Annotated in this window: 19 protein-coding genes and 1 tRNA gene; 10 read left to right on the top strand and 10 right to left on the bottom strand. The window is 63.1% G+C overall.

Annotation, left to right across the window (positions count from 1 at the left end):
• Positions 1-194: 194 nt before the first annotated feature.
• The 6 genes from BLR25_RS07925 to gyrA form a co-directional block, all read right to left on the bottom strand.
• Positions 195-488 carry an integration host factor subunit beta gene (locus BLR25_RS07925; protein WP_091936308.1) on the bottom strand — a complete coding sequence of 98 codons (294 nt, stop codon included), beginning with the start codon at positions 486-488 and terminating at the stop codon, positions 195-197.
• A 9-nt stretch (positions 489-497) separates the two neighbouring features.
• Positions 498-2,195 (bottom strand): 30S ribosomal protein S1, encoded by a 1,698-nt coding sequence (gene rpsA, locus BLR25_RS07920; RefSeq protein WP_176785800.1) that lies wholly within the window; start codon positions 2,193-2,195, stop codon positions 498-500.
• A gap of 127 nt (positions 2,196-2,322) precedes the next feature.
• Complete coding sequence (locus BLR25_RS07915) at positions 2,323-4,260, bottom strand: bifunctional 3-phosphoshikimate 1-carboxyvinyltransferase/cytidylate kinase (protein WP_091936304.1); 1,938 nt, start codon at positions 4,258-4,260, stop codon at positions 2,323-2,325.
• A gap of 1 nt (position 4,261) precedes the next feature.
• On the bottom strand, positions 4,262-5,149 hold the full coding sequence (locus tag BLR25_RS07910; protein ID WP_245715496.1) for a prephenate dehydrogenase: 888 nt from the start codon (positions 5,147-5,149) through the stop codon (positions 4,262-4,264).
• Positions 5,150-5,159: 10 nt separating this feature from the next.
• Positions 5,160-6,251 (bottom strand): prephenate dehydratase, encoded by a 1,092-nt coding sequence (gene pheA / locus BLR25_RS07905; protein ID WP_091936299.1) that lies wholly within the window; start codon positions 6,249-6,251, stop codon positions 5,160-5,162.
• Between the two features lie 32 nt (positions 6,252-6,283).
• Entirely contained in the window at positions 6,284-8,896 is a 2,613-nt protein-coding gene (gyrA, locus tag BLR25_RS07900; RefSeq protein WP_091936297.1) for a DNA gyrase subunit A, read from the bottom strand.
• Between the two features lie 213 nt (positions 8,897-9,109).
• Here gyrA and BLR25_RS07895 point away from each other — a divergent pair, with 213 nt between their 5' ends.
• The 3 genes from BLR25_RS07895 to ubiG all read left to right on the top strand — a co-directional run bounded on the left by BLR25_RS07895 (position 9,110) and on the right by ubiG (position 11,984).
• The gene (locus BLR25_RS07895) at positions 9,110-10,450 is read left to right on the top strand and encodes a TRZ/ATZ family hydrolase (RefSeq protein ID WP_091936295.1); all 1,341 of its coding nucleotides are present in this window, start codon (positions 9,110-9,112) and stop codon (positions 10,448-10,450) included.
• An 81-nt stretch (positions 10,451-10,531) separates the two neighbouring features.
• Positions 10,532-11,209: an OmpA family protein gene (locus BLR25_RS07890; RefSeq protein ID WP_091936293.1), complete on the top strand. Its 678-nt coding sequence runs from the start codon at positions 10,532-10,534 to the stop codon at positions 11,207-11,209.
• Between the two features lie 76 nt (positions 11,210-11,285).
• Positions 11,286-11,984: a bifunctional 2-polyprenyl-6-hydroxyphenol methylase/3-demethylubiquinol 3-O-methyltransferase UbiG gene (ubiG, locus tag BLR25_RS07885; protein ID WP_176785799.1), complete on the top strand. Its 699-nt coding sequence runs from the start codon at positions 11,286-11,288 to the stop codon at positions 11,982-11,984.
• A gap of 33 nt (positions 11,985-12,017) precedes the next feature.
• Here the strand turns inward: ubiG and BLR25_RS07880 are convergent, their stop codons facing one another.
• The 3 genes from BLR25_RS07880 to BLR25_RS07870 are packed head-to-tail and all read right to left on the bottom strand — an operon-like array spanning position 12,018 to position 14,714.
• Positions 12,018-12,461 carry a hypothetical protein gene (locus BLR25_RS07880; protein ID WP_091936289.1) on the bottom strand — a complete coding sequence of 148 codons (444 nt, stop codon included), beginning with the start codon at positions 12,459-12,461 and terminating at the stop codon, positions 12,018-12,020.
• Between the two features lie 30 nt (positions 12,462-12,491).
• The gene (locus BLR25_RS07875; protein WP_091936287.1) at positions 12,492-13,979 is read right to left on the bottom strand and encodes a pyridoxal phosphate-dependent decarboxylase family protein; all 1,488 of its coding nucleotides are present in this window, start codon (positions 13,977-13,979) and stop codon (positions 12,492-12,494) included.
• 12 nt (positions 13,980-13,991) lie between these two features.
• Entirely contained in the window at positions 13,992-14,714 is a 723-nt protein-coding gene (locus tag BLR25_RS07870) for a sulfite exporter TauE/SafE family protein (protein WP_143009803.1), read from the bottom strand.
• A gap of 179 nt (positions 14,715-14,893) precedes the next feature.
• On the opposite strand from BLR25_RS07870, the gene BLR25_RS07865 reads away from it, so the two are divergent.
• Positions 14,894-15,778: a LysR family transcriptional regulator gene (locus BLR25_RS07865; protein WP_091936283.1), complete on the top strand. Its 885-nt coding sequence runs from the start codon at positions 14,894-14,896 to the stop codon at positions 15,776-15,778.
• 106 nt (positions 15,779-15,884) lie between these two features.
• On the opposite strand, the gene BLR25_RS07860 is transcribed toward BLR25_RS07865, so the two are convergent.
• Positions 15,885-15,969: transfer RNA gene (locus tag BLR25_RS07860), tRNA-Leu, on the bottom strand.
• A gap of 86 nt (positions 15,970-16,055) precedes the next feature.
• Between BLR25_RS07860 and queA the strand changes: the two genes are divergently transcribed.
• From queA to BLR25_RS07830, 6 genes are all read left to right on the top strand, one after another.
• Positions 16,056-17,090 (top strand): tRNA preQ1(34) S-adenosylmethionine ribosyltransferase-isomerase QueA, encoded by a 1,035-nt coding sequence (gene queA / locus BLR25_RS07855; RefSeq protein ID WP_091936281.1) that lies wholly within the window; start codon positions 16,056-16,058, stop codon positions 17,088-17,090.
• Entirely contained in the window at positions 17,087-18,196 is a 1,110-nt protein-coding gene (gene tgt / locus BLR25_RS07850) for a tRNA guanosine(34) transglycosylase Tgt (RefSeq protein ID WP_091936279.1), read from the top strand. Before queA ends, tgt begins: the two co-directional genes overlap by 4 nt.
• A gap of 60 nt (positions 18,197-18,256) precedes the next feature.
• The gene (yajC, locus tag BLR25_RS07845; RefSeq protein ID WP_091936277.1) at positions 18,257-18,583 is read left to right on the top strand and encodes a preprotein translocase subunit YajC; all 327 of its coding nucleotides are present in this window, start codon (positions 18,257-18,259) and stop codon (positions 18,581-18,583) included.
• Positions 18,584-18,673: 90 nt separating this feature from the next.
• The gene (secD, locus tag BLR25_RS07840; protein WP_091936275.1) at positions 18,674-20,551 is read left to right on the top strand and encodes a protein translocase subunit SecD; all 1,878 of its coding nucleotides are present in this window, start codon (positions 18,674-18,676) and stop codon (positions 20,549-20,551) included.
• A gap of 12 nt (positions 20,552-20,563) precedes the next feature.
• Complete coding sequence (gene secF / locus BLR25_RS07835) at positions 20,564-21,508, top strand: protein translocase subunit SecF (RefSeq protein WP_091936273.1); 945 nt, start codon at positions 20,564-20,566, stop codon at positions 21,506-21,508.
• Between the two features lie 277 nt (positions 21,509-21,785).
• Positions 21,786-22,697, top strand: coding sequence for an amino acid ABC transporter substrate-binding protein (locus BLR25_RS07830; protein ID WP_091936271.1), 912 nt, complete (start codon positions 21,786-21,788; stop codon positions 22,695-22,697).
• The last annotated feature ends 38 nt before the right edge of the window (positions 22,698-22,735 follow it).

Raw genomic sequence — 22,735 nt, 5'->3', positions numbered from 1 at the left:
CATGATCCACCATCGAAAGAAGAGAATGCGCCGTGTGCCTCAACCGGAAACGCGCATCGAGCATCGACCACCGCGAACCGCTGATCGGTCGCACCAGGTCGGCCATCGGGCAAGTCCGGCTGCCGTACCCTGTTGCTTCCGCTAAAAAAATGGGCGACAACTCGCGTTGCCGCCCATGGTGCTTTGGTTCAAGCTTATCCTGCCAGGAGCGTGCCATCGACACGCTCGCGCAATTCCTTGCCAGCCTTGAAATGCGGTACCCATTTCTCGGGAACGCTCACCTTGTCCCCGGATTTCGGGTTCCGGCCCACGCGTGGCGGCCGGTAATTCAACGCAAAACTGCCGAATCCGCGAATCTCGATACGATCGCCTTTGGCCAGCGCCTCAGCCATCGCATCGAGAATCATCTTGACCGCGAAATCAGCATCCTTCGCAACGAGTTGCGGGAAGCGCTCTGCGAGACGAGCGATCAGATCTGACTTGGTCATGCTGGAACCTTATTGTTGGCTGTTCAGCTTGGCCTTCAACAATGCGCCGAGGTTCGTCGTTCCCGAGCTGACACTGCTTTCCGCCGAGAACTTCTGCATCGCCTCGTGCTGCTCAGCCTGATCCTTGGCCTTGATCGACAGATTGATCGAACGGGTCTTGCGGTCGATGTTGATGATCATCGCCTCGACCTCGTCGCCTTCCTTGTAAACCTTGGTCAGGTCGTCGATACGATCGCGCGACACTTCGGAAGCACGCAGATAACCGTCCATGTCCCCTTCAAGCGTGACCACGGCGCCACGGGCGTCAACCGACTTGACCGTACCCTTGACGATGGCATTCTTCTCGTGGGTGGCGATGAAGCTGGTGTACGGATCGCTGTCGAGCTGCTTGATACCCAGCGAGATACGCTCCTTCTCGGTGTCGATGGCGAGCACGACGGCTTCGACTTCGTCACCCTTCTTGAAGTTGCGGATCGCTTCCTCGCCCGGCGTCGACCACGACAGGTCGGAGAGGTGCACGAGACCGTCGATGCCACCCGGCAGGCCGATGAAGACGCCGAAGTCGGTGATCGACTTGATCGCGCCCTTCACCTTGTCGCCCTTCTTGTGGTTCATCGCGAAGTCGTCCCACGGATTGGCGACGCACTGCTTCATGCCGAGCGAGATACGACGACGCTCTTCGTCGATTTCGAGGATCATCACCTCGACTTCGTCGCCGAGTTGGACGACCTTCGACGGATGCACGTTCTTGTTGGTCCAGTCCATTTCCGACACGTGGACGAGGCCTTCGATGCCCTGTTCGATTTCAACGAAAGCACCGTAGTCGGTCAGGTTGGTGACCTTGCCGAACAGGCGGGTGCCTTGCGGATAGCGACGGGCGATGCCGACCCACGGATCTTCGCCGAGCTGCTTGAGGCCGAGCGAGACGCGATTCTTGTCCTGGTCGAACTTGAGGATCTTGGCTTGCACTTCGTCGCCAACCGCCAGCACTTCCGACGGGTGACGCACACGGCGCCAGGCCAGGTCGGTGATGTGGAGGAGGCCGTCGATGCCGCCGAGGTCGACGAATGCACCGTAGTCGGTGATGTTCTTGACGACGCCCTTGACGATGCTGCCTTCCTTGAGGTTCGACAGCAGCGCTTCGCGCTCTTCACCCACCGTCGCTTCGAGCACGGCACGGCGCGAAACGACGACGTTGTTACGCTTGCGATCGAGCTTGATGACCTTGAATTCGAAGGTCTTGCCTTCGTACGGCGTGGTGTCCTTGACCGGGCGCATATCGACGAGCGAACCGGGCAGGAAGGCGCGCACGCTGTTGGCCATGACGGTGAGACCGCCCTTGACCTTGCCGGTAATCGTACCGGTGATCAGCGAACCCTTGTTGAGGGCTTCTTCGAGGTAGTTCCAGGCCGCAACGCGCTTGGCGCGTTCGCGCGAGAGACGGGTCTCGCCGAAACCGTTTTCGAGTTGCTCGATAGCGACCTGAACGAAATCACCGATGTTGACTTCGAGTTCTCCCTGGTCGCTGAGGAATTCTTCGCGTTCGATGTAGCTTTCGGACTTGAGTCCGGCGTTAACGACAACAAAGTTCTGGTCGATGCGCACGACTTCGGCCGTGATGACCTCGCCTTGGCGCATTTCCTGGCGCGTCAGGCTGGCTTCGAAAAGATCGGCAAAACTTTCTTGCGTGGTGGGGATGGATGACATGATGGTGACCTATCCGCATGACTGCGGAGTTAAGTTTAAAAAAGCCATCCTCCCGACATCGGCACCAGCGCCTGGTCAGAGAGGACGACACCTGCACGACGGCTTGACGCCGCCCTGCCCTTGCTTGCTACAAAACCTTGCCGCTCCAGGTCAGTACCTGATTCACCGCTTGCTGGATGGTCATCTCGGTGGTGTCGAGGAGACGGGCGTCTTCGTTTTGCCGGAGCGGCGCCACAGCACGTTGGCTGTCGCGTTCGTCGCGTTCGCGCAGATCCTGCAAAAGAGGTTGGATGTTAGCAGCGATTCCTTTTTCGATCAACTGCTTATAACGACGTTCAGCACGTACCTCGACGCTCGCGGTCAGAAAGACCTTGGTCGTCGCGTCGGGGAAGACGACCGAGCCCATGTCGCGGCCATCGCCTACCAGCCCGGGCGCCCGACGGAAAGCGCGCTGCCGGAAGAGCAAGGCATCGCGTACGGCCGGCAGCGCGGCGACGCGCGAAGCACCGACCGAAATCGTTTCCTGCCGGATCGCATCGCCAACATCCTCGCCGGCCAAGCGGATCGCCGTTTCGGTAAAGTCGACGTCAAGCGTCGCCGCCAGCGCCGCGACACCGGCTTCGTCGTCCCAGGCCACGCCGGCGCGCTGCGCCGCCAGCGCCGTCAGCCGGTAGAGCGCGCCCGAATCGAGGTAATGCCAACCCAACGCTGCCGCCACGCGGGCGGCGACGGTGCCCTTGCCCGAGGCCGACGGGCCGTCGATGGCAATGACCGGAACAGCTTCTGTCACCATGGAGAAATGCTCGAAATAGTCAGGGAAAGTCTTGGCCACGCAGCGCGGATCGTTGATACGCAGCGGCGTGCCGAATGCCACCAGCGAAAAGCACATCGCCATGCGGTGATCGTCATAGGTATCGATACCCGCCGCTGGCGAGCGCAAAACGGGCGGCGGCGCCACGCGCAGGAAATCGCTACCTTCTTCGACGGCGGCACCGAGCTTGCGCAACTCGGTCGCCATCGCTGCGATGCGGTCGGTCTCCTTGACACGCCAACTGGCGATGTTGCGCAAACGCGTTTCACCGTCGGCAAACAGCGCCAGCGTCGCCAACGTCATCGCCGCATCGGGAATGGCATTGCAATCGAGATCGATGCCGCGCAACCGTCCGGTGGCGGGCGCCTGCGCCTCGATCCAGTTCGGACCACGCGTGATGCGGGCGCCCATCGATTCGAGCGCTTCGGCGAATCTCACGTCACCCTGAATCGAATCGGCGCCGACGCCCTCGACGCGGACTGGCCCGCCAAGCGCGCCGAGCGCAAGAAAATACGAGGCCGACGAGGCATCGCCTTCGACATAGATCACTCCCGGCGAACGATACGCGCTCGCCGCCGGAACGACGAAACGCTGCCAGCCTTGGCGCGTCACCGTGACGCCGAAACGCGCCATGACCGCCAGCGTGATATCGATGTAGGGCTTGGAAATCAGTTCGCCGACCACCTCCACCGTCGTCTCGACGCCGGTCAGCGGCAAGGCCATCAGCAAGCCGGTGAGGAACTGGCTCGAGACGTCGCCGCGCACTTGCACGACACCGCCTGGCCGGACCGACGCCGGACGAATTTCCAGCGGCGGAAAACGCTCCTCGCCAAGATAAGTGATTTCTGCGCCAACCTGCCGTAGCGCATCGACAAGATCACCGATCGGGCGCTCGTGCATGCGCGCAACACCGGAGAGACGGTAGTGGCCGCCGGCCAACGCCAGCACCGCGGTCAGCGAACGAAACGCCGTGCCGGCGTTGCCGAGAAAGAGATCGGCCGAACGGCACGGGAAATTCCCACCGACGCCAGCAATGCGCCAGGCATTGTCGCCCAGCGACGTGACGCCGACGCCGAGCGCCTGCAGCGCTTCGAGCATGCGTTCGGTGTCGTCGGAGGCGAGCAGGTCGCGCACCTCGGTTTCGCCCGAGGCCAGCGCCGCGAGCAGAAGCACGCGATTCGAAATACTCTTGGACCCCGGCAGGCGAACGCTACCCTGCGCGCCGCAGGCCTGCGGCAGATCGATGAAATCCATGCTATTCCTTGAGTTTGCCGTCGGCCCAGGCGCGCCGCGCCGCACGGGCGACGGCGAAGACCTCTTCGAGCGCAGCGCCATCGCCTTGGTCGAGGGCCGCGCGCAACTCGCCGAGCTGTGTCTGATAGCGATCGAGTTCGTCGAGCAGCGCCGCCCTATTCGCCAGACAGATATCGCGCCACATCTCCGGATGGCTTGCCGCGATCCGGGTGAAATCGCGGAATCCGCTCGCCGCGAAATTGAAGAACTGCTCGCCGTTTTCCCGCCGCGCAAGATCATGCACCAGCGCGAAGGACAAGAGATGCGGCAGATGACTGACAGCGGCGAAAACACGATCGTGCTCGCCCGGCGTCAGTTGATGCACCTGCGCGCCGCACCACTCCCAGGCCGAACGCAGCCGGGCGACGTCGAGCGTCGAATTCTCCGGCAGGGGCGTCAGCACCACTTTCTTGCCGCGATACAGCATCGCGCTGGCCGCCGCCGGTCCGCTGTTTTCAGCGCCGGCAATCGGATGGCCGGGCACGAAGCGATCGATGCGATCGCCCAGATGCGCGCGCGCCGCCGCGACGACATCGCTCTTGGTGCTGCCACCATCAGTGACCAGCGTCTCCGGCCCGAGATAAGGGGCGATCTTCGCCATGATATCGGGCATCTGCGCCACCGGCGTGGCAATCAGGACAATGTCGGCATCGGCGACTTCGGCGCCGGGATTGGCGCCAACACGGTCGATGATGCCGAGATCGATGGCTTGCGACAGACTGCCGAGGCTACGGCCAAAACCGACGACTTCACCGACCTGGCCGACGGCCTTGAGCGCCAGCGAGAACGAGCCGCCGATCAACCCGACGCCAAATACCACAAGCTTGCCAAACTCTGCTTCGGTCCCCACGGATCGTCCCTCAGTACGCCGCCAGGGGATAGGAGCCGAGCACCTTGAAATAGGCGGCACGCTGGGCGAGTTGTTCGAGCGCGGCAGCGATTTTCGGCTCGTCGCGATGCCCTTCGACATCGACGTAGAAGACGTATTCCCAGAGCGTATGCCGGGCCGGCCGCGATTCCAGGCGCGACATCGACACACCGGCTTCGGAGAACGGGATCAACAGATCGCAGAGCGAACCGGTACGATTGGGCGCCGACATGATCAGCGAGGTCTTGTCGCGTCCCGACGGACCGGTCGGCTGGTGGCCAAGAACCACAAAACGCGTCGTGTTGTTGGGCTCGTCCTCGATATTGGAGGCGAGCTTGGGCAAACCGTAACGGTCCGCCGCCGCATCGCCGGCGATCGCCGCCGCGCCCGGCTCGGCGCTGGCCTGCTGGGCCGCCTGGGCGTTGCTGCCCATCGAAATCCGCTGCGCCTGCGGCAACATGCGGTTCAGCCACTCATGGCACTGCGCCAGCGACTGCGCGTGCGAATAAACCTTGGTGATCTTGTCCAGCGACGGCTCGCGCGACAGGAGGTGCTGATGAATCCGCAACACCACTTCACCGCAGATCTGCAGCGGCGTCGCCATCAGCAGATCCATCGTCCGCCCGATCGCGCCTTCGGTCGAGTTCTCGATCGGCACGACGGCATAATCGGCGTGCCGCGATTCGACTTCGCGGAAGACATCGTCGATCGACACCTGCGGCGACAACTGCGCCGCATGGCCGAAATGCTTGACGGCCGCACTCTCGGAAAAGGTGCCGAGCGGGCCGAGGAAGGCGACGCCGAGCGGTTTTTCGAGCGACAGACACGCCGACATGACCTCGCGGAAGAACCAGGTGACGCTATCGCTCGACAGCGGTCCGGGATTGCCGTCCTGGATTCGGCGCAGCACCTGCGCTTCCCGTTCGGGCCGGTAGATGAAACCGGCCTCGCCGTGTTCGGCCTTGATTTCGCCGACACGCTGGGCGCAGCGGGCGCGCCGGTTCAAAAGATCGAGCAACTGATCGTCGATCGCGTCGATTTCTCCGCGCACCGCCGCCAGGCTGCGCTGCAATTCCTCATTCATGCACGCCCCCACCCCATCGTATCCAGATCCCCTTATTGCGCGTCGACATCCGCCCCGTCATCGGCAGGCGCATCGCCCGAGCGCGCCTCGGAATCGTCCTCGGTCTCGACAATCTTTTCCAGCCCGGCCAGCTTTTCGCCGTCATCGAGCGCGATCAGCGTCACACCCTGCGTCGCCCGTCCGAGCTCGCGAATTTCCTGAACGCGGGTACGGATCAGCACGCCACCGGTGGTGATCAGCATGATCTCGTCCTCGTCCTTGACGAGACGCGCAGCGACGACCTTGCCGTTGCGTTCGCTCGCAGCGATCGCGATCACCCCCTGGTTGCCGCGCCCCGAATGACGGAAGTCGGCGAGCACCGTGCGCTTGCCGAAGCCATTCTCGGTCGCCACCAGCACCGTCTCCTGATGGTTGTCGGCGACCAGCAGCGACAGCACCTGCTGCCCTTCGCCGAGCCGCATGCCGCGCACACCGCGTGCCGTACGTCCCATCGGCCGCACGTCTTCCTCGTCGAACCAGACTGCCTTGCCGGCATCCGAGACGAGCACGATGTCCTGCGTACCGTTGGTGATCTCGGCACCGATCAGGAAATCGCCTTCATCGAGCGCCACGGCGATGATGCCGGCCTTGCGCGGATTCGAGAAGTCCGACAGCGGCGTCTTCTTGACCGTCCCCTGCGCTGTACACATGAAGATGAAGCGATCCTCGGCGAACTCCTTGATCGACAGGATGGCATTGATCTTCTCGCCCGCCTCGAGCGGGAACATGTTGATGATCGGCTTGCCGCGGCCGGTACGCGCGCCTTGCGGCACTTCATAGACCTTGAGCCAATAAACCCGCCCGCGATTGGAGAAGCAGAGAATCGTATCGTGCGTATTGGCGACAAACAGTTGATCGACGAAATCGTCTTCCTTCATCGCCGCCGCCTGCTTGCCGCGCCCGCCGCGCCGCTGCGCGCGGTAGTCGGCGAGCGGCTGCGACTTGACGTAACCGGTGTGCGACAGCGTCACCACCATGTCCTGCGGCGTGATGAAGTCCTCGATGCCGAGATCCTGCGTATCGACGACGATTTCCGAGCGGCGCTTGTCGCCGAACTGGGCGCGAACGCCGGCGAGTTCTTCGGTGATGATTTCGTTGATGCGCTCGGGACGCGCCAGGATATCCATCAGGTCGGCGATTTTTTCGAGCAACTCGGAGAAATCGGCGACGATCTTGTCGCGCTCGAGACCGGTCAGCCGCTGCAGACGCAGATCGAGGATCGCCTGGGCCTGCGTCTCCGACAAGAGGTAGCCGCTGCGCGAAAGTCCGTATTCCAGCCCGAGACCTTCCGGACGCGTTGCATCGAGCGCCGCGCGCGAAAGCATTTCGGCGACCGTCGCCGAGTTCCACAGCTTCGACATCAGCCCACGCCGGGCATCGGCCGGCGTCGGCGAGGCCTTGATCAGGGCAATGATCTCATCGACATTATCGAGCGCCACAGCCAGGCCTTCCTGAATGTGGGCCCGCTCACGCGCCTTGCGCAACTCGTAAACCGTACGCCGCGTGATGACCTCGCGACGGTGCGACAGGAAACACTCGATCAGCTGCTTGAGATTCAGGAGGCGCGGCTGACCATCGACCAGCGCCACCATGTTCATGCCGAAGGTGTCCTGCAACTGGGTCATCTTGTAGAGATTGTTGAGCACGACCTCGGGCACTTCGCTGCGCTTCAACTCGATGACCACGCGCATGCCGGACTTGTCGGACTCGTCGCGCAGGTCGGCAATGCCTTCGATGCGCTTATCATTGACGAGTTCGCCGATCTTCTCCAGCAGCGAACGCTTGTTCACCTGGTAGGGCAACTCGTCGATGATGATCGCCTGACGGTCGGCGCTGCCCTTGATGTCCTCGAAATGCGACTTGGCGCGCATGATCACCCGGCCGCGACCGGTGTGATAGCCCTCGCGCACGCCCGACACCCCGTAAATAATGCCGCCGGTCGGGAAATCCGGTGCCGGCACCAGGTCGATGAGTTCGTCGATGCTGAGTTCGGGATTGTTCAGCAGCGCAAGGCACGCGTCGGCGACCTCGTTGAAGTTGTGCGGCGGAATGTTCGTCGCCATGCCGACGGCAATGCCCGACGAACCGTTGATCAGCAGGTTCGGAATCCGCGTCGGCAGAATCAGCGGTTCCTGCTCGGAACCGTCGTAGTTCGGCCCGAAGTCCACAGTCTCCTTGTCGATATCGGCAAGTAACTCGTGACCGATGCGCGCCATGCGCACTTCCGTGTATCGCATCGCCGCAGCGCTATCGCCATCGACCGACCCGAAGTTGCCCTGTCCATCGACCAGCATGTAACGCAGCGAAAAGTCCTGCGCCATCCGCACGATCGTGTCGTACACCGCTGTATCGCCGTGCGGGTGATATTTACCGATCACGTCGCCGACGATACGCGCCGATTTCTTGTAAGCCTTGTTCCAGTCGTTGCTAAGCTCGTGCATCGCGTAGAGCACGCGTCGATGCACCGGCTTCAGGCCGTCGCGCGCGTCCGGCAGCGCCCGGCCGACGATCACGCTCATCGCGTAGTCGAGATACGAACGGCGCATCTCGTCTTCGAGACTGATGGGAAGGGTTTCTTTGGCGAATTGCTCAGCGGCCTGATCCATTTTTATTGTCCGTAGATTCCAGCAAACACGGGGGCGGACGGTCGTAGCGCCGCCCTGATAAACGGGTCATTTTAACACGAGCGACCGCTTCCCGACCCGCAAACCCCGCACGAATCGGCGACCACCAACATGCCAGCAGGCTCGAAATCAGGCGAAATCCCAAGTAAGCTAGGCGCCGCTCCGATTATTTCGCCAAGAAACCATACCCTGCACATGGACACAACGCCGCAAGTCACAAAAATCGACCTTCTGATCGAAGCACGCTGGATCATCCCGATCGAGCCGGCGGGAATCGCCTTGGAAAACCATGCAATCGCCATCGACGCAGGCCGGATTGTTGCAATTCTGCAACAATCGGAAGCACACCGCCGCTTTTCGCCGCAAACCATCGAACGGCGTCCGCACCATGTCCTGATTCCCGGTCTCGTCAACCTTCACACCCACGCAGCGATGACGCTCCTGCGCGGCATGGCCGATGACCAACCGCTGATGGAATGGCTGCAGCATCACATCTGGCCCGCCGAGGCGCGCCATGTCTCACCCCAGTTCGTGCGCGACGGCACGCGAATCGCGTGCGCCGAGATGCTGCTGGGTGGCATCACCTGCTTCAACGACATGTACTTCTTCCCCAAGGCAGCGGCCGAAGCGGCAGTCGAGGCGGGCATGCGCGCGGCCATCGGCCTCATCGTCATCGACGCCCCGACGGCCTACGCCACCGACGTCGACGACTACCTCGACAAAGGCATGGCCATCCGTGACACCCTGCGCGACCAACCCGGGATCAACTTCTGCCTGGCGCCGCACGCTCCGTATACGGTCAGCGACCGTGCCTTCGGCAAAGTCCTGACGCTGGCGGAGCAATGTGAACTGCCGATCCACCTCCACCTGCATGAAACGACGCAAGAACTCCGCGACAGCGAACGGCAATTCGGCGTCCGCCCGCTGGAACGACTGCACCGGCTCGGCCTCTTGGGACCGGCGCTGATCGCCACCCATGCCGTCCATCTCGAACCCGGCGAAATCGCTCACCTGGCCCGCCACGGCTGCTCGATCGCGCATTGTCCCAGTTCCAACCTCAAGCTGGCGAGCGGCATCGCCCCGATCACGGCCTTGCTCGCGCAAGGCGCCAACGTCGGCCTCGGCACCGACGGCGCCGCCAGCAACAACCGGCTCGATCTTTTCGCCGAAATGCGACTGGCCGCACTGCTCGCCAAGGCCGAAAGCGGACAGGCGGACGCCGTCGGCGCCCATCAGGCGCTGCACATGGCGACACTCGGCGGCGCCCGGGCACTCGGCCTGGACGAAGAGATCGGCTCCCTGCGCCCCGGCAAGGCGGCTGACCTGTGCGCCATCGACCTGCAGGATCTTCGCCTGTCCCCGTGCTACGACCCGGCATCCCACGTCGTCTACGTCGCGAGTCGAGAGCAGGTTTCGGACGTCTGGGTTGCAGGAATACAACGTATCAAGCACCGGAAACTGACTGCGGATAATGAAATTGAGTTGATCAGCCTAGCTTCCTTATGGCAGAATCAAATTCGTCCGCGCGATGCTTGACAAGTTTTTGTATTAGTTAACTGAGGCGTATCAGGCCTGCTGGAGTTCGCTCCACAGGCTTTAACCAATGAGGATTTTCAGATGAAAAATACGGCAAAACACAGTTTGATGGCCGCCCTGGCCATTACCCTTGGTCTCTGTGCTTCTTTCGCCCAAGCGCAAACCGCTGGTAGCGTCTACGTTCTCGACAGCCGTGGCGACGTCGTCAAGAGCGGCGCCGGCCTGTGCGTCCGCACCGGCTACTGGACCCCGGCTGCTGCTGCCCAAGACAAGAACGGCTGCGGCTGCGACAAGGATCTGATCGCCAAGGAAGTGTGCGAGCCCGCTCCGAAGGCTGCCCCGGCTGCTCCGGCAGTTGCCCAGAAGGCTGCCGCTTTCGGTGAGAAGGTCACGATCGCCGCTGACGCCCTGTTCGACTTCAACAAGGCCACGCTGCGCCCCGAAGGCAAGACCAAGCTTGACGACGTCGTCGCCAAGGCTGGCCAACTGAACCTCGAAGTGGTCATCGCCGTCGGTCACGCCGACCGTATCGGTAGCGCCGCTTACAACCAGAAGCTGTCCGAGAAGCGCGCCGCCGCGGTCAAGGACTACCTGGTTGCCAAGGGCATCCCGGCCAACCGTGTTTACACCGAAGGCAAGGGCAGCAAGCAGCCGGTCACGAAGCCGAACCAGTGCAAGGGCCCGAAGAGCGCCAAGGTCATCGCCTGTCTGCAACCGGACCGTCGTGTTGACATCGAACTGATCGGCACCAAGAAGTAATAAGGCCGAACGGACGAAAAGCCCTGCCTCGGCAGGGCTTTTTTGTTGCTCCACTCTTTTTGCGGACGCCATCGCCATGCAAAACGCCGACCCTCTCGAACTCCAGAAATTCAGCGAACTCGCGCACCGCTGGTGGGACCCGACCAGCGAATTCCGCCCGCTGCACGAAATCAACCCGTTGCGCCTCGAGTGGATCGAACAGATCGCCGGCCTGGCAGGAAAAACCGTGCTCGACATTGGCTGCGGCGGCGGCATCCTCTCGGAAAGCATGGCCGCGCGCGGTGCCGACGTCACCGGCATCGACCTCTCCGACAAGGCGCTGGCCGTCGCCAAACTGCACCTGCTGGAAAGCGGGCGCCGCGTCGACTACCGCAAGGAATCGGCCGAGGCGCATGCCGCCGAAGCGCCCGAGCGCTACGACGTCGTCACCTGCATGGAAATGCTCGAGCACGTCCCCGACCCGGCCAGCATCGTCGCCGCCTGCGCGCAACTCGTCAAACCGGGCGGCCATGTGTTTTTCTCGACGCTCAACCGCAATCCCAAGGCCTACCTGCTGGCCGTGATCGGCGCCGAATACATCCTGAACATGCTGCCGAAAGGCACGCACGATTACGCGAAATTCATCCGTCCGGCCGAACTGTGCCGCTGGGCCAAAGCCGCCGGCCTCGAACCGGACGAACTCATCGGCATGGGCTACAACCCGCTGACGCGCGTCTACCGCCTGAACCGGGACACCAGCGTCAACTATCTGGTGCACACCGTACGGCGCCGCTGAACGCGCCGCCCCGCCCCTCCGATGGCGGGGCGCTTATTCTTCCGTCATTTCCAGCGGCCGGATGATGAGAAAGAGCGCCTGATCCTGCGCATCGGCCAATTGCGCCAGACCAGCAAGATCGGCGAGCAGGTCGGTAACGACCTCTTCGCTCCAGCCGGCGCTCTCGAATTCCTCGGTCGCCGCCAGCTCGGTCGCCGCGACAACAACCGCATCGTCGTCCAGATCGACCAGCGACGCGCACAACTCGTCGGCGACACGAACCACCGCCACATCGTCCGACGACACGTAGGCCGGCTCGTACGCATCCAGGACCCCATGCAGCGGCTCACCGGTCAGGAGGGCGTGCAGCGTCGCCAGGCGAACGGTATCGAAGCCCGGCAGCACGACACCGCTCCATTGCGCCAAAGGTTGCGCCGACTCACCGAGTTCGACGATCTCGTCGTCATCGGCAGCCACCAGTCGCGACTCAAATTGCATGCGTTTCCCTTTCCTGTCCCTATTTTCTGATCATTGTGTGCCAGCGTTTGCGATCTCGCCGCAGCGCACGCGCATCACGGCCGAGATTGCCTCGTCGATATCCGCGGCACAGGTCCGGTGGTTGGTGATCGCAGCCCGGATCACCGTCCGTCCCTCCACGCGGGTGGTGGAAAATACCACGTCGCCGGCCAATTGCAAGACATGCGTGATCCGTTCGTTCAGGCGATCCTGAGCCGCACCCTCCCAATCCGACGGCGCGGCGCTGAAACAGCAGACATTCAGGCGCACCGGCGCGGCCAGGCGCAAACCCGGCGTCGCGCCGACCAGCACGCCCATACGCTCGGCCAGACGGCAATTGTCTGTGATCGACGCGCCCAGCGCCTTGCTGCCATAGTTCCGCAAGGCCGCCCAGACCTTGAGCGCACGGAACCCGCGCGACAGATCGACACCGTAGTCGCAGTACCAGGGTTCGCCGCCGCCAAGCCCCTGATCCTGTTTGGCGAGATAGGCCGGACGCGCGGCGAAGGCCTGGCGATGCGCCGCTTCGTCGCGGATCAGGACGACACCGCAGTCATACTGCACATACATCCACTTGTGAAAATCGAAGGCCAGCGAATCGGCCCGCTCGATCCCGCGCGACAGATCACGCCAAGGCGAATCGGCCAACCGCGACCAGGCGCCGAACGCGCCATCGACATGCAGCCAGATGCCTTCGCGAGCACAGAAATCGGCAATCGCGTCGATGTCGTCAAAGACACCGAGATCGACCGACCCGGCCGTCGCAACGATGCAGAACGGCAGCATGCCGTCGGCGCGATCCTTCGCCACCGCTTCGGCGAGGCGCTCGAGAGACATGCCGCCATCGACGCCGGCCGGAATGGTCCGTAGCGCCGCCGCCCCGACACCGAGCAGTTCCAGGGATTTCACGGTCGCGTTATGCACGCCCTGCAAGGCATACGCAGCCAGTCGCTGGGCGCCCTGTATACCGTCGCGCCGGGACGCGGCCCCGAGCGCGCGCGTGCGTGCGGCGGCCAGCGCGATCACCGTCGCCTGCGAGGTCCCGCCGACGAGGACGCCACTCGCCGACTCGGGAAAACCGAAACAACGGCGGCACCAATCGATCACCTCGCGCTCAACATAGACGGCGCCATGATCGCGCCCGCCGCAATTGCTGTTCATCGTCGCCGCCACCATCTCGGCAAGCAGGCCGGCGGCCAGGCCGGTGCCGTGCACCCAGCCGAAAAAACGCGGGTGCGTGTTGCCGGTGTGGAACGGCAGAACCTTGCGCACCAGTTCATCGACGAGCGCCCCGCTCTCCTCGCCCTCAAGTGCTTCGCCCAGCGCCAACGCCGCCTTGTCGGCCTCGCCGACAGGTTGCCACGGGTGTTGCCGGGCCGAACTCAACTGGTCGATACAGGCATCGAGCAAGCGGTGCGCATCGGCCCGAAACGTTTGCCAGTCGGCCGGATCGAGCGGCGAGGGCGAAAACTGCGCGGAACGCTTCCCTTGTTCTTGCATGACGGACTCTCCCTACCGAAACATGAACAGACCTGAGGCGAACAATACGCCATACACGATCTGCGAAAAATAGCGATCCTGAATATGCCGGTGCGCCCAGTTGCCCGCCAGCGCCCCGACGACAAGAAAGGGCACGCAGACGCCGATGATCTCCCAGATCTCGGCGGTCATCCGGCCGGAAACGACCCCCTGCACGAGCATGACCGAATTCAGGCTCAGCCAGAGCAGACTGATGGTCGCGCGGAAATGGCTCTTGTGCGGCAGCGCGTGACGGGCATAGATCACGACCAGCGGCCCGCCCGAAGAAAACGCGCCGTGAAAGAACCCGCCGGCGATCAGCATCAGGCGCAGAATCCAGGCCGGCACGCGCTTTTCGTCCAGCGCCAGCCACTTGGAGAGCAGGCCGCGTACGGCCACGAGCACCATGAAAGCGCCAAGAATCGAACGCAGCACACCCTCATCGAACGCGCCGAAAGCGAACAACCCGACCGGCAAGCCGAGTCCGACCCAGATCACAATGCGACCGAATTCGCGCCAGACGATGCGTTGGCGATCGATCCAGACGATATAGGCGGCCAGAAACAGCGCCAGCACCAACAACACCGGTACGGCCTGCTTGGTGCCGACCAGCAGGATGGCGAAGGGCAGCGCCAGCACCGTACAACCGAAGCCGGTAATGCCTTCGAGAAAATGCGTCATCAGGACGACGCAACCGAGCATCAGATAAGCGCTCACGGGCGCCACCCCGCGCACCGCGCTTCAACGGGGCATCGCAAGAGCCCGGACAGGGCAACGCAGACATGATATTTTTGCATCCGCAGAGAATACCGCCATTGCGCTCAACTCACGAGCCTCATTGAGCTTATCCAACATGAACGCATCACATTTGCGACGATCAATCATGAGTTTTAGTCATGCCTAACCCCATTGACGTTCCGCTCACCGCCTTTCGCGTCTTCGTCACCATCGGTCGCTATGGCAACTTCACCCGGGCAGCGACGGCACTGGGCATCACGCAGAGCGCCGTCAGCCGCCAGGTTGCCCGACTGGAGAGGCTGGCCGGCGCAAGACTGTTCCAGCGCAGTGGCGCGTCCGTGACCTTCACCTCGGAAGGCCGGCAACTCCACGACGCCCTGAAGGAAGCGATTTCGACGCTTGAACTGACGGCGCAGCAACTGGTGCAAAAACGTCTCGCGCACGACCGCCTGATCGTCCGCACCTCGATGCCGAGTTTCGCGATGAAAGTCGTCGTTCCCGTCCTCGGCGAATTCTCCAAGCGCCACGGCATCCAGATCGACCTCGTCACCTCGTTGGCGACGCCTCTGGCACAGGACGAATTCGACGTGCTGATTACGCGTCACATGGCGCTGCCGGACGCGCCCAGCTGGGAACTCGTGCGCGAACGACTCGTCTGTGTCGGCTCGCCAGCCTGCATTGCCGCCCGCGGCACAGACCCACAGCAGCAGTGGCCGATGATCCTGTGCCGGTTGCGCCCCGATGCGATCGCCGCCTGGGCGATGGCGCGCGACATTGCCGCCGACATGCTGCGCACCGTCGCGAGCTACGACCACTATTTTCTCGCCGTCGAAGCGGCGATCGGCGGCGTCGGCTTTCTCGTCATACCCGAAATGCTCGTCCGCGACGCGCTGCACAACGGCATCCTGCGACGCGCCGACGACACGGCGATCGCTTCCGGCGCGGCCTACACGGCCTACGTCAACCCGGCCAGCCGCCATTTGCAGCAGGGCGAACGATTCTGCCGCTGGCTCAAGGGGATGCTGCGCGAATCGCCACCATGAACAGATGCAACGATGCCGCGCTCGCAGCGATCGAAAACCGGCTAATTGAAGGGGGAAAGAGGCGTATAATGCGCGCCTTCCTGCGCTGCCTCAGAACCATCGAGGATGGTGCCCCGAGCCAGAGTCGAACTGGCACGCCTTGCGGCGGCGGATTTTGAGTCCGCTGCGTCTACCGATTCCGCCATCGGGGCAGGAAGTTCGCACGAGGCGAACTGGAAGAGCGCGAATTATCCTCGATTCAGACATAACCGACAAGTCACTTATTCATGATCCAGACATGCTGACCCTCGACGACTTCGATTTTCCACTGCCGCCGGCACTGATTGCGCAGCACCCAGCGCTCGAACGCACATCGAGCCGACTGCTTCACGTCGCCGGCGAGCGCCTCGACGATCGCCTCTTTGCCGAGCTGCCAACCCTGGTCGCACCGGGCGATCTGCTCGTCTTCAACAACACCAAGGTCATCAAGGCACGACTGTTCGGACGCAAGGAAAGCGGCGGACAGATCGAAGTGATGATCGAACGCGTCGTCGATGCGCGTCATGCGATCGCGCAGATCCGCGCCAGCAAGTCGCCAAAGCCGGGCTCGCGCATCCTGCTCGAAGACGCCTTCACCCTGACCGTCACCGGTCGTACCGGCGAACAGGGCGAGTTCTTCGCGCTCGAACTCGATGGCGACGGCGACCTCTACGCGTTGACCGAGCGTCACGGCCGCCTGCCGCTGCCGCCCTATATCACGCACGCTGCCGCAGCCGAGGACGAGACGCGCTACCAGACCGTCTATGCCCGCCATGTCGGCGCGGTCGCCGCCCCCACCGCCGGCCTGCACTTCGACGAAGCGATGCTCGCCCGCCTGCAAGAGGCCGGCGCCGAACTCGCCTGGCTGACGCTGCACGTCGGTGCCGGCACCTTCCAGCCGGTGCGCGTCCATGACGTCGCAGCGCACCGTATGCACTCGGAAACCTACGAACTGCCGCAGGCGACCGTCGACGCGATCGCACGCACCCGCGCCCGCGGCGGCCGCGTCATCGCCGTCGGCACGACAACGCTGCGCACCCTTGAAGCCGCGGCACAAGGCGGCGAGCTGCGCGCCGGCACGGCGGAAACCGACATCTTCATCACGCCGGGCTACCGCTTCCGCGTCATCGACCGACTGATCACCAATTTTCACCTGCCGAAATCGACGCTGCTGATGCTCGTCTCGGCCTTCGCCGGCATGGCACCGATCCGTGCCGCCTATCGTCATGCCGTCGACGAGCACTACCGCTTTTTCAGCTACGGCGACGCCATGCTTCTGGAACGACAGCCATGAAATTCGAACTCATCACCACCGACGGCGGCGCCCGCCGCGGTCGCCTGACGCTCGCCCACGGCTGCGTCGAAACGCCGGTCTTCATGCCGGTCGGCACTTACGGCACGGTCAAGGCGATGACGCCGCGCGACCTCGACGAGATCGGCGCGCAGATCTGCCTCGGCAACACCTTTCATCTCTGGCTGCGCCCCGGCCTCGACGTTATCGGCAAGCACGGCGGCCTGCACCGGCTGATGGGCTGGGACAAGCCAATCCTGACCGACTCGGGCGGCTTCCAGGTCTTCTCGCTCGGCGCGCTGCGCAAGATCACCGAGGAAGGCGTCAAGTTCTCCTCGCCGATCGACGGCCGCAAGCTTTTCCTGACGCCCGAGGAATCGATGCGGATTCAGCACACGCTGAATTCCGACATCGTCATGATCTTCGACGAATGCACGCCCTTTCCCGCCACGCATGTCCAGGCCGCCGACTCAATGCGCATGTCCTTGCGCTGGGCAAAACGTTCGTATGACGAACACCAGCGCCTCGGCAATGCCAACGCACTGTTCGGCATCGTCCAGGGCGGCATGTACGAGGACCTGCGCGACGAATCGCTGGCCGGCCTCGACACCATCGGTTTCGACGGCATGGCTATCGGCGGCCTCTCGGTCGGCGAACCGAAGGAAGAGATGGCGCGCATCCTGGCCCACACGGCGCCGCGCCTGCCGACGCACAAGCCGCGCTACCTGATGGGCGTCGGCACGCCCGAAGACCTCGTCAACGGCGTCCAGGCCGGCATCGACATGTTCGACTGCGTCATGCCGACGCGCAACGCCCGCAACGGCCACCTGTTCACGCGCTTCGGCGACGTCCGCATCAAGAACGCGCAGTACAAGGACGACCTGCGCCCGCTCGACGCCTCCTGCGACTGCTACACCTGCCGCAACTTCAGCCGCGCCTACCTGCACCACCTTTTCCGCGTCGGCGAAATCCTCGGCGCGCAACTCAACACGATCCACAACCTGCGCTATTACCAGACGCTGATGCGCGAACTGCGCGAGGCGATCGCCGCCGGCACGCTGGCCGAGACGGTGGCGCGTTTCCATGCCGGTCGCGCCGGGCAGGAGTGATACAATAACCGGTCGTTTTTTTACCCCCTTCACTATCCATTCGTATTTCAGGAGAACACTGTGCTGATCAGTTCCGCCCACGCGCAAACCGCCGCCGCTTCCGCAACGGGAGGCGGTTTCGAGCAGATCTTCATCATGATCGCGATGTTCGCGGTCCTGTATTTCTTCATGATCCGCCCGCAGCAGAAGAAGGCCAAGGAACACAAGGCGCTCGTCGAAGCGCTGGCCAAGGGCGACGAAGTCATCACCCAGGGCGGCATGGCCGGCCGTATCACCAAGGTCGCTGACGACTTCGTCACGATCGCCATCGCCGAGAACGTCGAAGTCCAGTTCCAAAAGGCATCGATCGCCGTCGTTCTGCCCAAGGGCACGCTCAACAAGAATTAAGAAGCCCAGGCTTGGGTCCTGCGGGGCGTGACGCCCCGCAGCGACCTTCCCGGCGATGCTGCATCGCCCCATCCTCGTTCGACAGACCCCATGAATCGCTATCCGCTCTGGAAGTACGTCATCGTCGCCTTTGCGCTGCTGACCGGTTTCATCTATACCCTGCCGAATTTCTTCGGCGAATCGCCGGCCGTCCAGGTTTCCAGCGGCAAGGCCACGATCAAGACCGACCTCAAGACGCTCGAACGCGTCGAAATGGCGCTCAAGGGCGCCAGCGTCGACACCAACGGCCTCTTCCTCGACACCAACGGCGTCAAGGTTCGCCTCAAGGACACCGACACCCAGCTCAAGGCGCGCGATATCCTCGAGAAGCAGTTCAACCCCGACGCCAGCGATCCGCAATACGTCGTCGCCCTGAACCTGCTGTCGAGCTCGCCGCAGTGGCTGACCAACCTGCACGCGCTGCCGATGTACCTCGGCCTCGACCTGCGCGGCGGCGTGCACTTCCTGCTGCAGGTGGACATGAAAGGCGCCGTCACCAAGCGGCTTGACTCCCTCTCGGCCGACCTGCGCAGCCTGATGCGCGACAAGACGATCCGCCACGGCGGCATCAACCGCGAAGGCGAGCGCATCGTCATCCGCTTCCGCGACACCGACACGCGCATCAAAGCCCGCAACATCCTCGAAGACAACCAGCCCGACCTGCTGCTGACCGAACAGGGCGAAGGCACCGACCTGCGCCTGCTCGCCACGCTCAAGCCGACGGCGCTGAAAAAGATCCAGGAACTCGCGGTCAAGCAGAACATGGGCACACTGCACAACCGGATCAACGAACTCGGCGTCGCCGAGCCGGTGATCACCCAGCAGGGCGCCGACCGTATCGTCGTGCAACTGCCGGGTGTGCAGGACACGGCCAAGGCCAAGGACATCCTCGGCCGCACGGCGACGCTTGAAATCCGCATGGTCGACGACACCCCGGGCGCGCTCGAGGCGGCGATAGCCGGCCAGGCGCCCTTCGGTGCGGAAATGTACGTCGAACGCGGCGGCCAACCCCTGCTCGTCAAGAAGCAGGTCGTCCTCACCGGCGATCGTCTCACCGACGCCCAAGCCGGCTTCGACAACCAGAGCCAGGAACCGGCCGTCCATCTGACGCTCGATTCGGCCGGCGCGCGCATTTTCAAGGAAATCACGCGCGAAAACGTCGGCAAGCGCATGGCCATCCTGCTGATCGAAAAGGGCAAGGGCGAAGTCGTCACCGCCCCAGTGATCCGCACCGAAATCGGCGGCGGCCGCGTGCAGATTTCGGGCCGCATGAGCACCATGGAAGCCAACGACACGGCACTGCTGCTGCGCGCTGGCTCGCTGGCCGCGCCGATGGAAATCATCGAGGAACGCACGATCGGCCCGAGCCTCGGCGCCGAGAACATCGCCAAGGGCTTCCACTCGACCCTGTGGGGCTTTGCCGCGATCTCGCTGTTCATGATCGGCTACTACATGATGTTCGGCCTCGTCTCGGTCCTCGCGCTGGCGTCCAACCTGCTCTTCCTGATCGCGCTCCTGTCACTGCTGCAGGCGACGCTGACCCTGCCGGGCATCGCTGCCATCGCGCTGGCGCTCGGCATGGCCATCGACTCGAACGTGCTGATCAACGAACGCATCCGCGAGGAACTGCGCAACGGCGCGTCGCCACAGGCGGCGATCTATACCGGTTATGACCGCGCCTTCGGCACCATTCTCGACTCGAACATCACGACGCTGATCGCCGGCATCGCGCTGCTCGTCTTCGGCTCCGGTCCGGTGCGCGGCTTCGCCGTCGTGCACTGCCTCGGCATTCTCACCTCGCTGTTCTCGGCAGTCGTCGTCTCGCGTGCGCTGGTCAACCTCATCTACGGTCGCCGCCGCAAGCTCGAATCGGTCGCCATCGGCCAGATCTGGAAGCCGGGCAATACGCCGACAAGCTCCGTCAACTAAGGGATCAGAACCATGGAATTTTTCCGCATCCACAAAGACATCCCGTTCATGCGGCATGCGCTGGTGTTCAATGTCATTTCGCTGATCACCTTCCTGCTCGCCGTGTTCTTCCTCGCCCACCGCGGCCTCCACTTCTCGGTCGAATTCACCGGCGGCACGCTGATCGAGGTGAATTACAGCCAGGCCGCCGACCTCGAGAAGATTCGCGAAGGACTGACCAAGTCGGGCTATACCGACATCGCCGTGCAGAACTTCGGCTCCAGCCGCGACGTCATGATCCGCCTGCCGCTCAAGGAAGAGCAGAACTCGGCCAAGATCGGCGAATCGGTGATGGCGGCGCTCGACACCGCAGCACCGGGCGCGACGCTGCGCCGCGTCGAATTCGTCGGTCCGCAGGTCGGCAAGGAGCTCGCCGAGAACGGCTCGATGGCGCTGTTGCTCGTCATCGTCGGCATCGTCCTTTATCTGGCGATGCGTTTCGAATGGCGCTTCTCGGTGTCGGCAATCATCGCCAACCTTCACGACATCGTCATCATTCTCGGCTTCTTCGCTTTCTTCCAATGGGAATTCTCGCTCTCGGTGCTGGCCGCCGTGCTGGCCGTGCTCGGCTATTCGGTCAACGAGTCGGTGGTCGTCTTCGACCGCGTGCGCGAAACCTTCAAGAAAGTCCGCGGCCTGACGACGCCGCAAGTGCTCGACCACGCGATCACCAGCACGATCTCGCGGACGATCATCACACACGGTTGTACGCAGCTGATGGTGCTGTCGATGCTGATCTTCGGCGGCGAGACGCTGCATTACTTCGCCCTGGCGCTGACCATCGGCATCTGCTTCGGCATCTACTCGTCGGTGCTTGTCGCCAGCCCGCTCGTCATGTGGCTCGGCGTCTCGCGCGAACACTTCATCAAGCCGAAAAAGCAGATCGAAGGCGCCAACGACGAAGGCGCGGTCGTCTAAACCAAGCGTACACCTCGAAAAGCGGAGCCGCGTGCTCCGCTTTTTTTCGTCCCTCGGTCGCCAAAAAAAGACGCGGCACGCCCACGCCTTGGGCGCCGCCGCGCCCGTCGCTGGTGCATCCCCGTCCTTCGACCGCCGCGCACAGCGGTTGCTATATCACTTTCAACACGTTGATTTACCTTAACATTCCAACAATATCGGATAGTTGGAACGCTTATTGCTGTTTCCCTGACATGAAACGAATTCCTCTCAATCACTTCATGCTCAGGAGCACACGATGAAACCAGGCGCCTCTCTCGCCCTCGCCGGGCTTTCCCTCGGACTCGCCCTCTCGACGCCGGTCCTCGCCGAACCCGGCACTCTCGACAAGATCAAGGCCAGCGGCAGCATCACGCTCGGCAACCGCGATTCCTCGATTCCATTCTCATATCTCGATGACAAGCAGCAGCCGATCGGCTATGCCATGGACCTCTGCCTGAAGGTCGTCGACGCGGTCAAGGCCGAACTCAAGCTGCCGTCATTGAAGGTGGTCTATCAGCCGGTCACCTCGGCGACCCGCATCCCGCTGCTCGCCAACGGCACGATCGACCTCGAATGCGGCTCGACGACCAACAACGCCGAACGCCAGAAGCAGGTCTCCTACACGATCACGCACTTCGTCACGGCCAACCGCTTTGTCGCCAAGAAAGCCGACAAGCTGCACAAGCTCGAAGATCTCAAGGGCAAGACGGTGACCTCGACCTCGGGCACCACCAACATCAAGCAAATCACCGAACTCAACGCCGCGCGCAACCTCGGCCTGACGATCCTGCCGGCCAAGGATCACGCCGAAGGCTTCCTGATGGTCGAGACCGGGCGCGCCGCCGCCTTCGTCATGGACGACATCCTGCTTGCCGGCCTCGTCGCCAATGCGCAGAACGCCGGCGGCTACACGATCTCCGACGACGCGCTCTCGGTCGAGCCCTACGGCATCATGGTGCGCAAGGACGATCCCGCCTTCAAGAAGGTCGTCGACGACGCCATGACAAAGATCTACAAGAGCGGCCAGCTCAGCGCGATCTATGACAAATGGTTCGTCAAGGCGATCCCGCCGCGCGGCATCACGCTGTCGATCCCGATGAGCGCAGCGATGAAGAAGGTCGTCGCACATCCGACCGACACCGCCGACCCCGCCTTCTACGCGAACTGACCGGCCGCGCCGGAACCGTCGCCCGGCGGTTCCGGCGG

The sequence above is a fragment of the Propionivibrio dicarboxylicus genome, assembly GCF_900099695.1.
GTDB classification, from domain to species: domain Bacteria; phylum Pseudomonadota; class Gammaproteobacteria; order Burkholderiales; family Rhodocyclaceae; genus Propionivibrio; species Propionivibrio dicarboxylicus.
The sequence above is the reverse complement of the archived record's forward strand: the minus strand, read 5'-3'. Positions and strand labels throughout refer to the sequence as shown.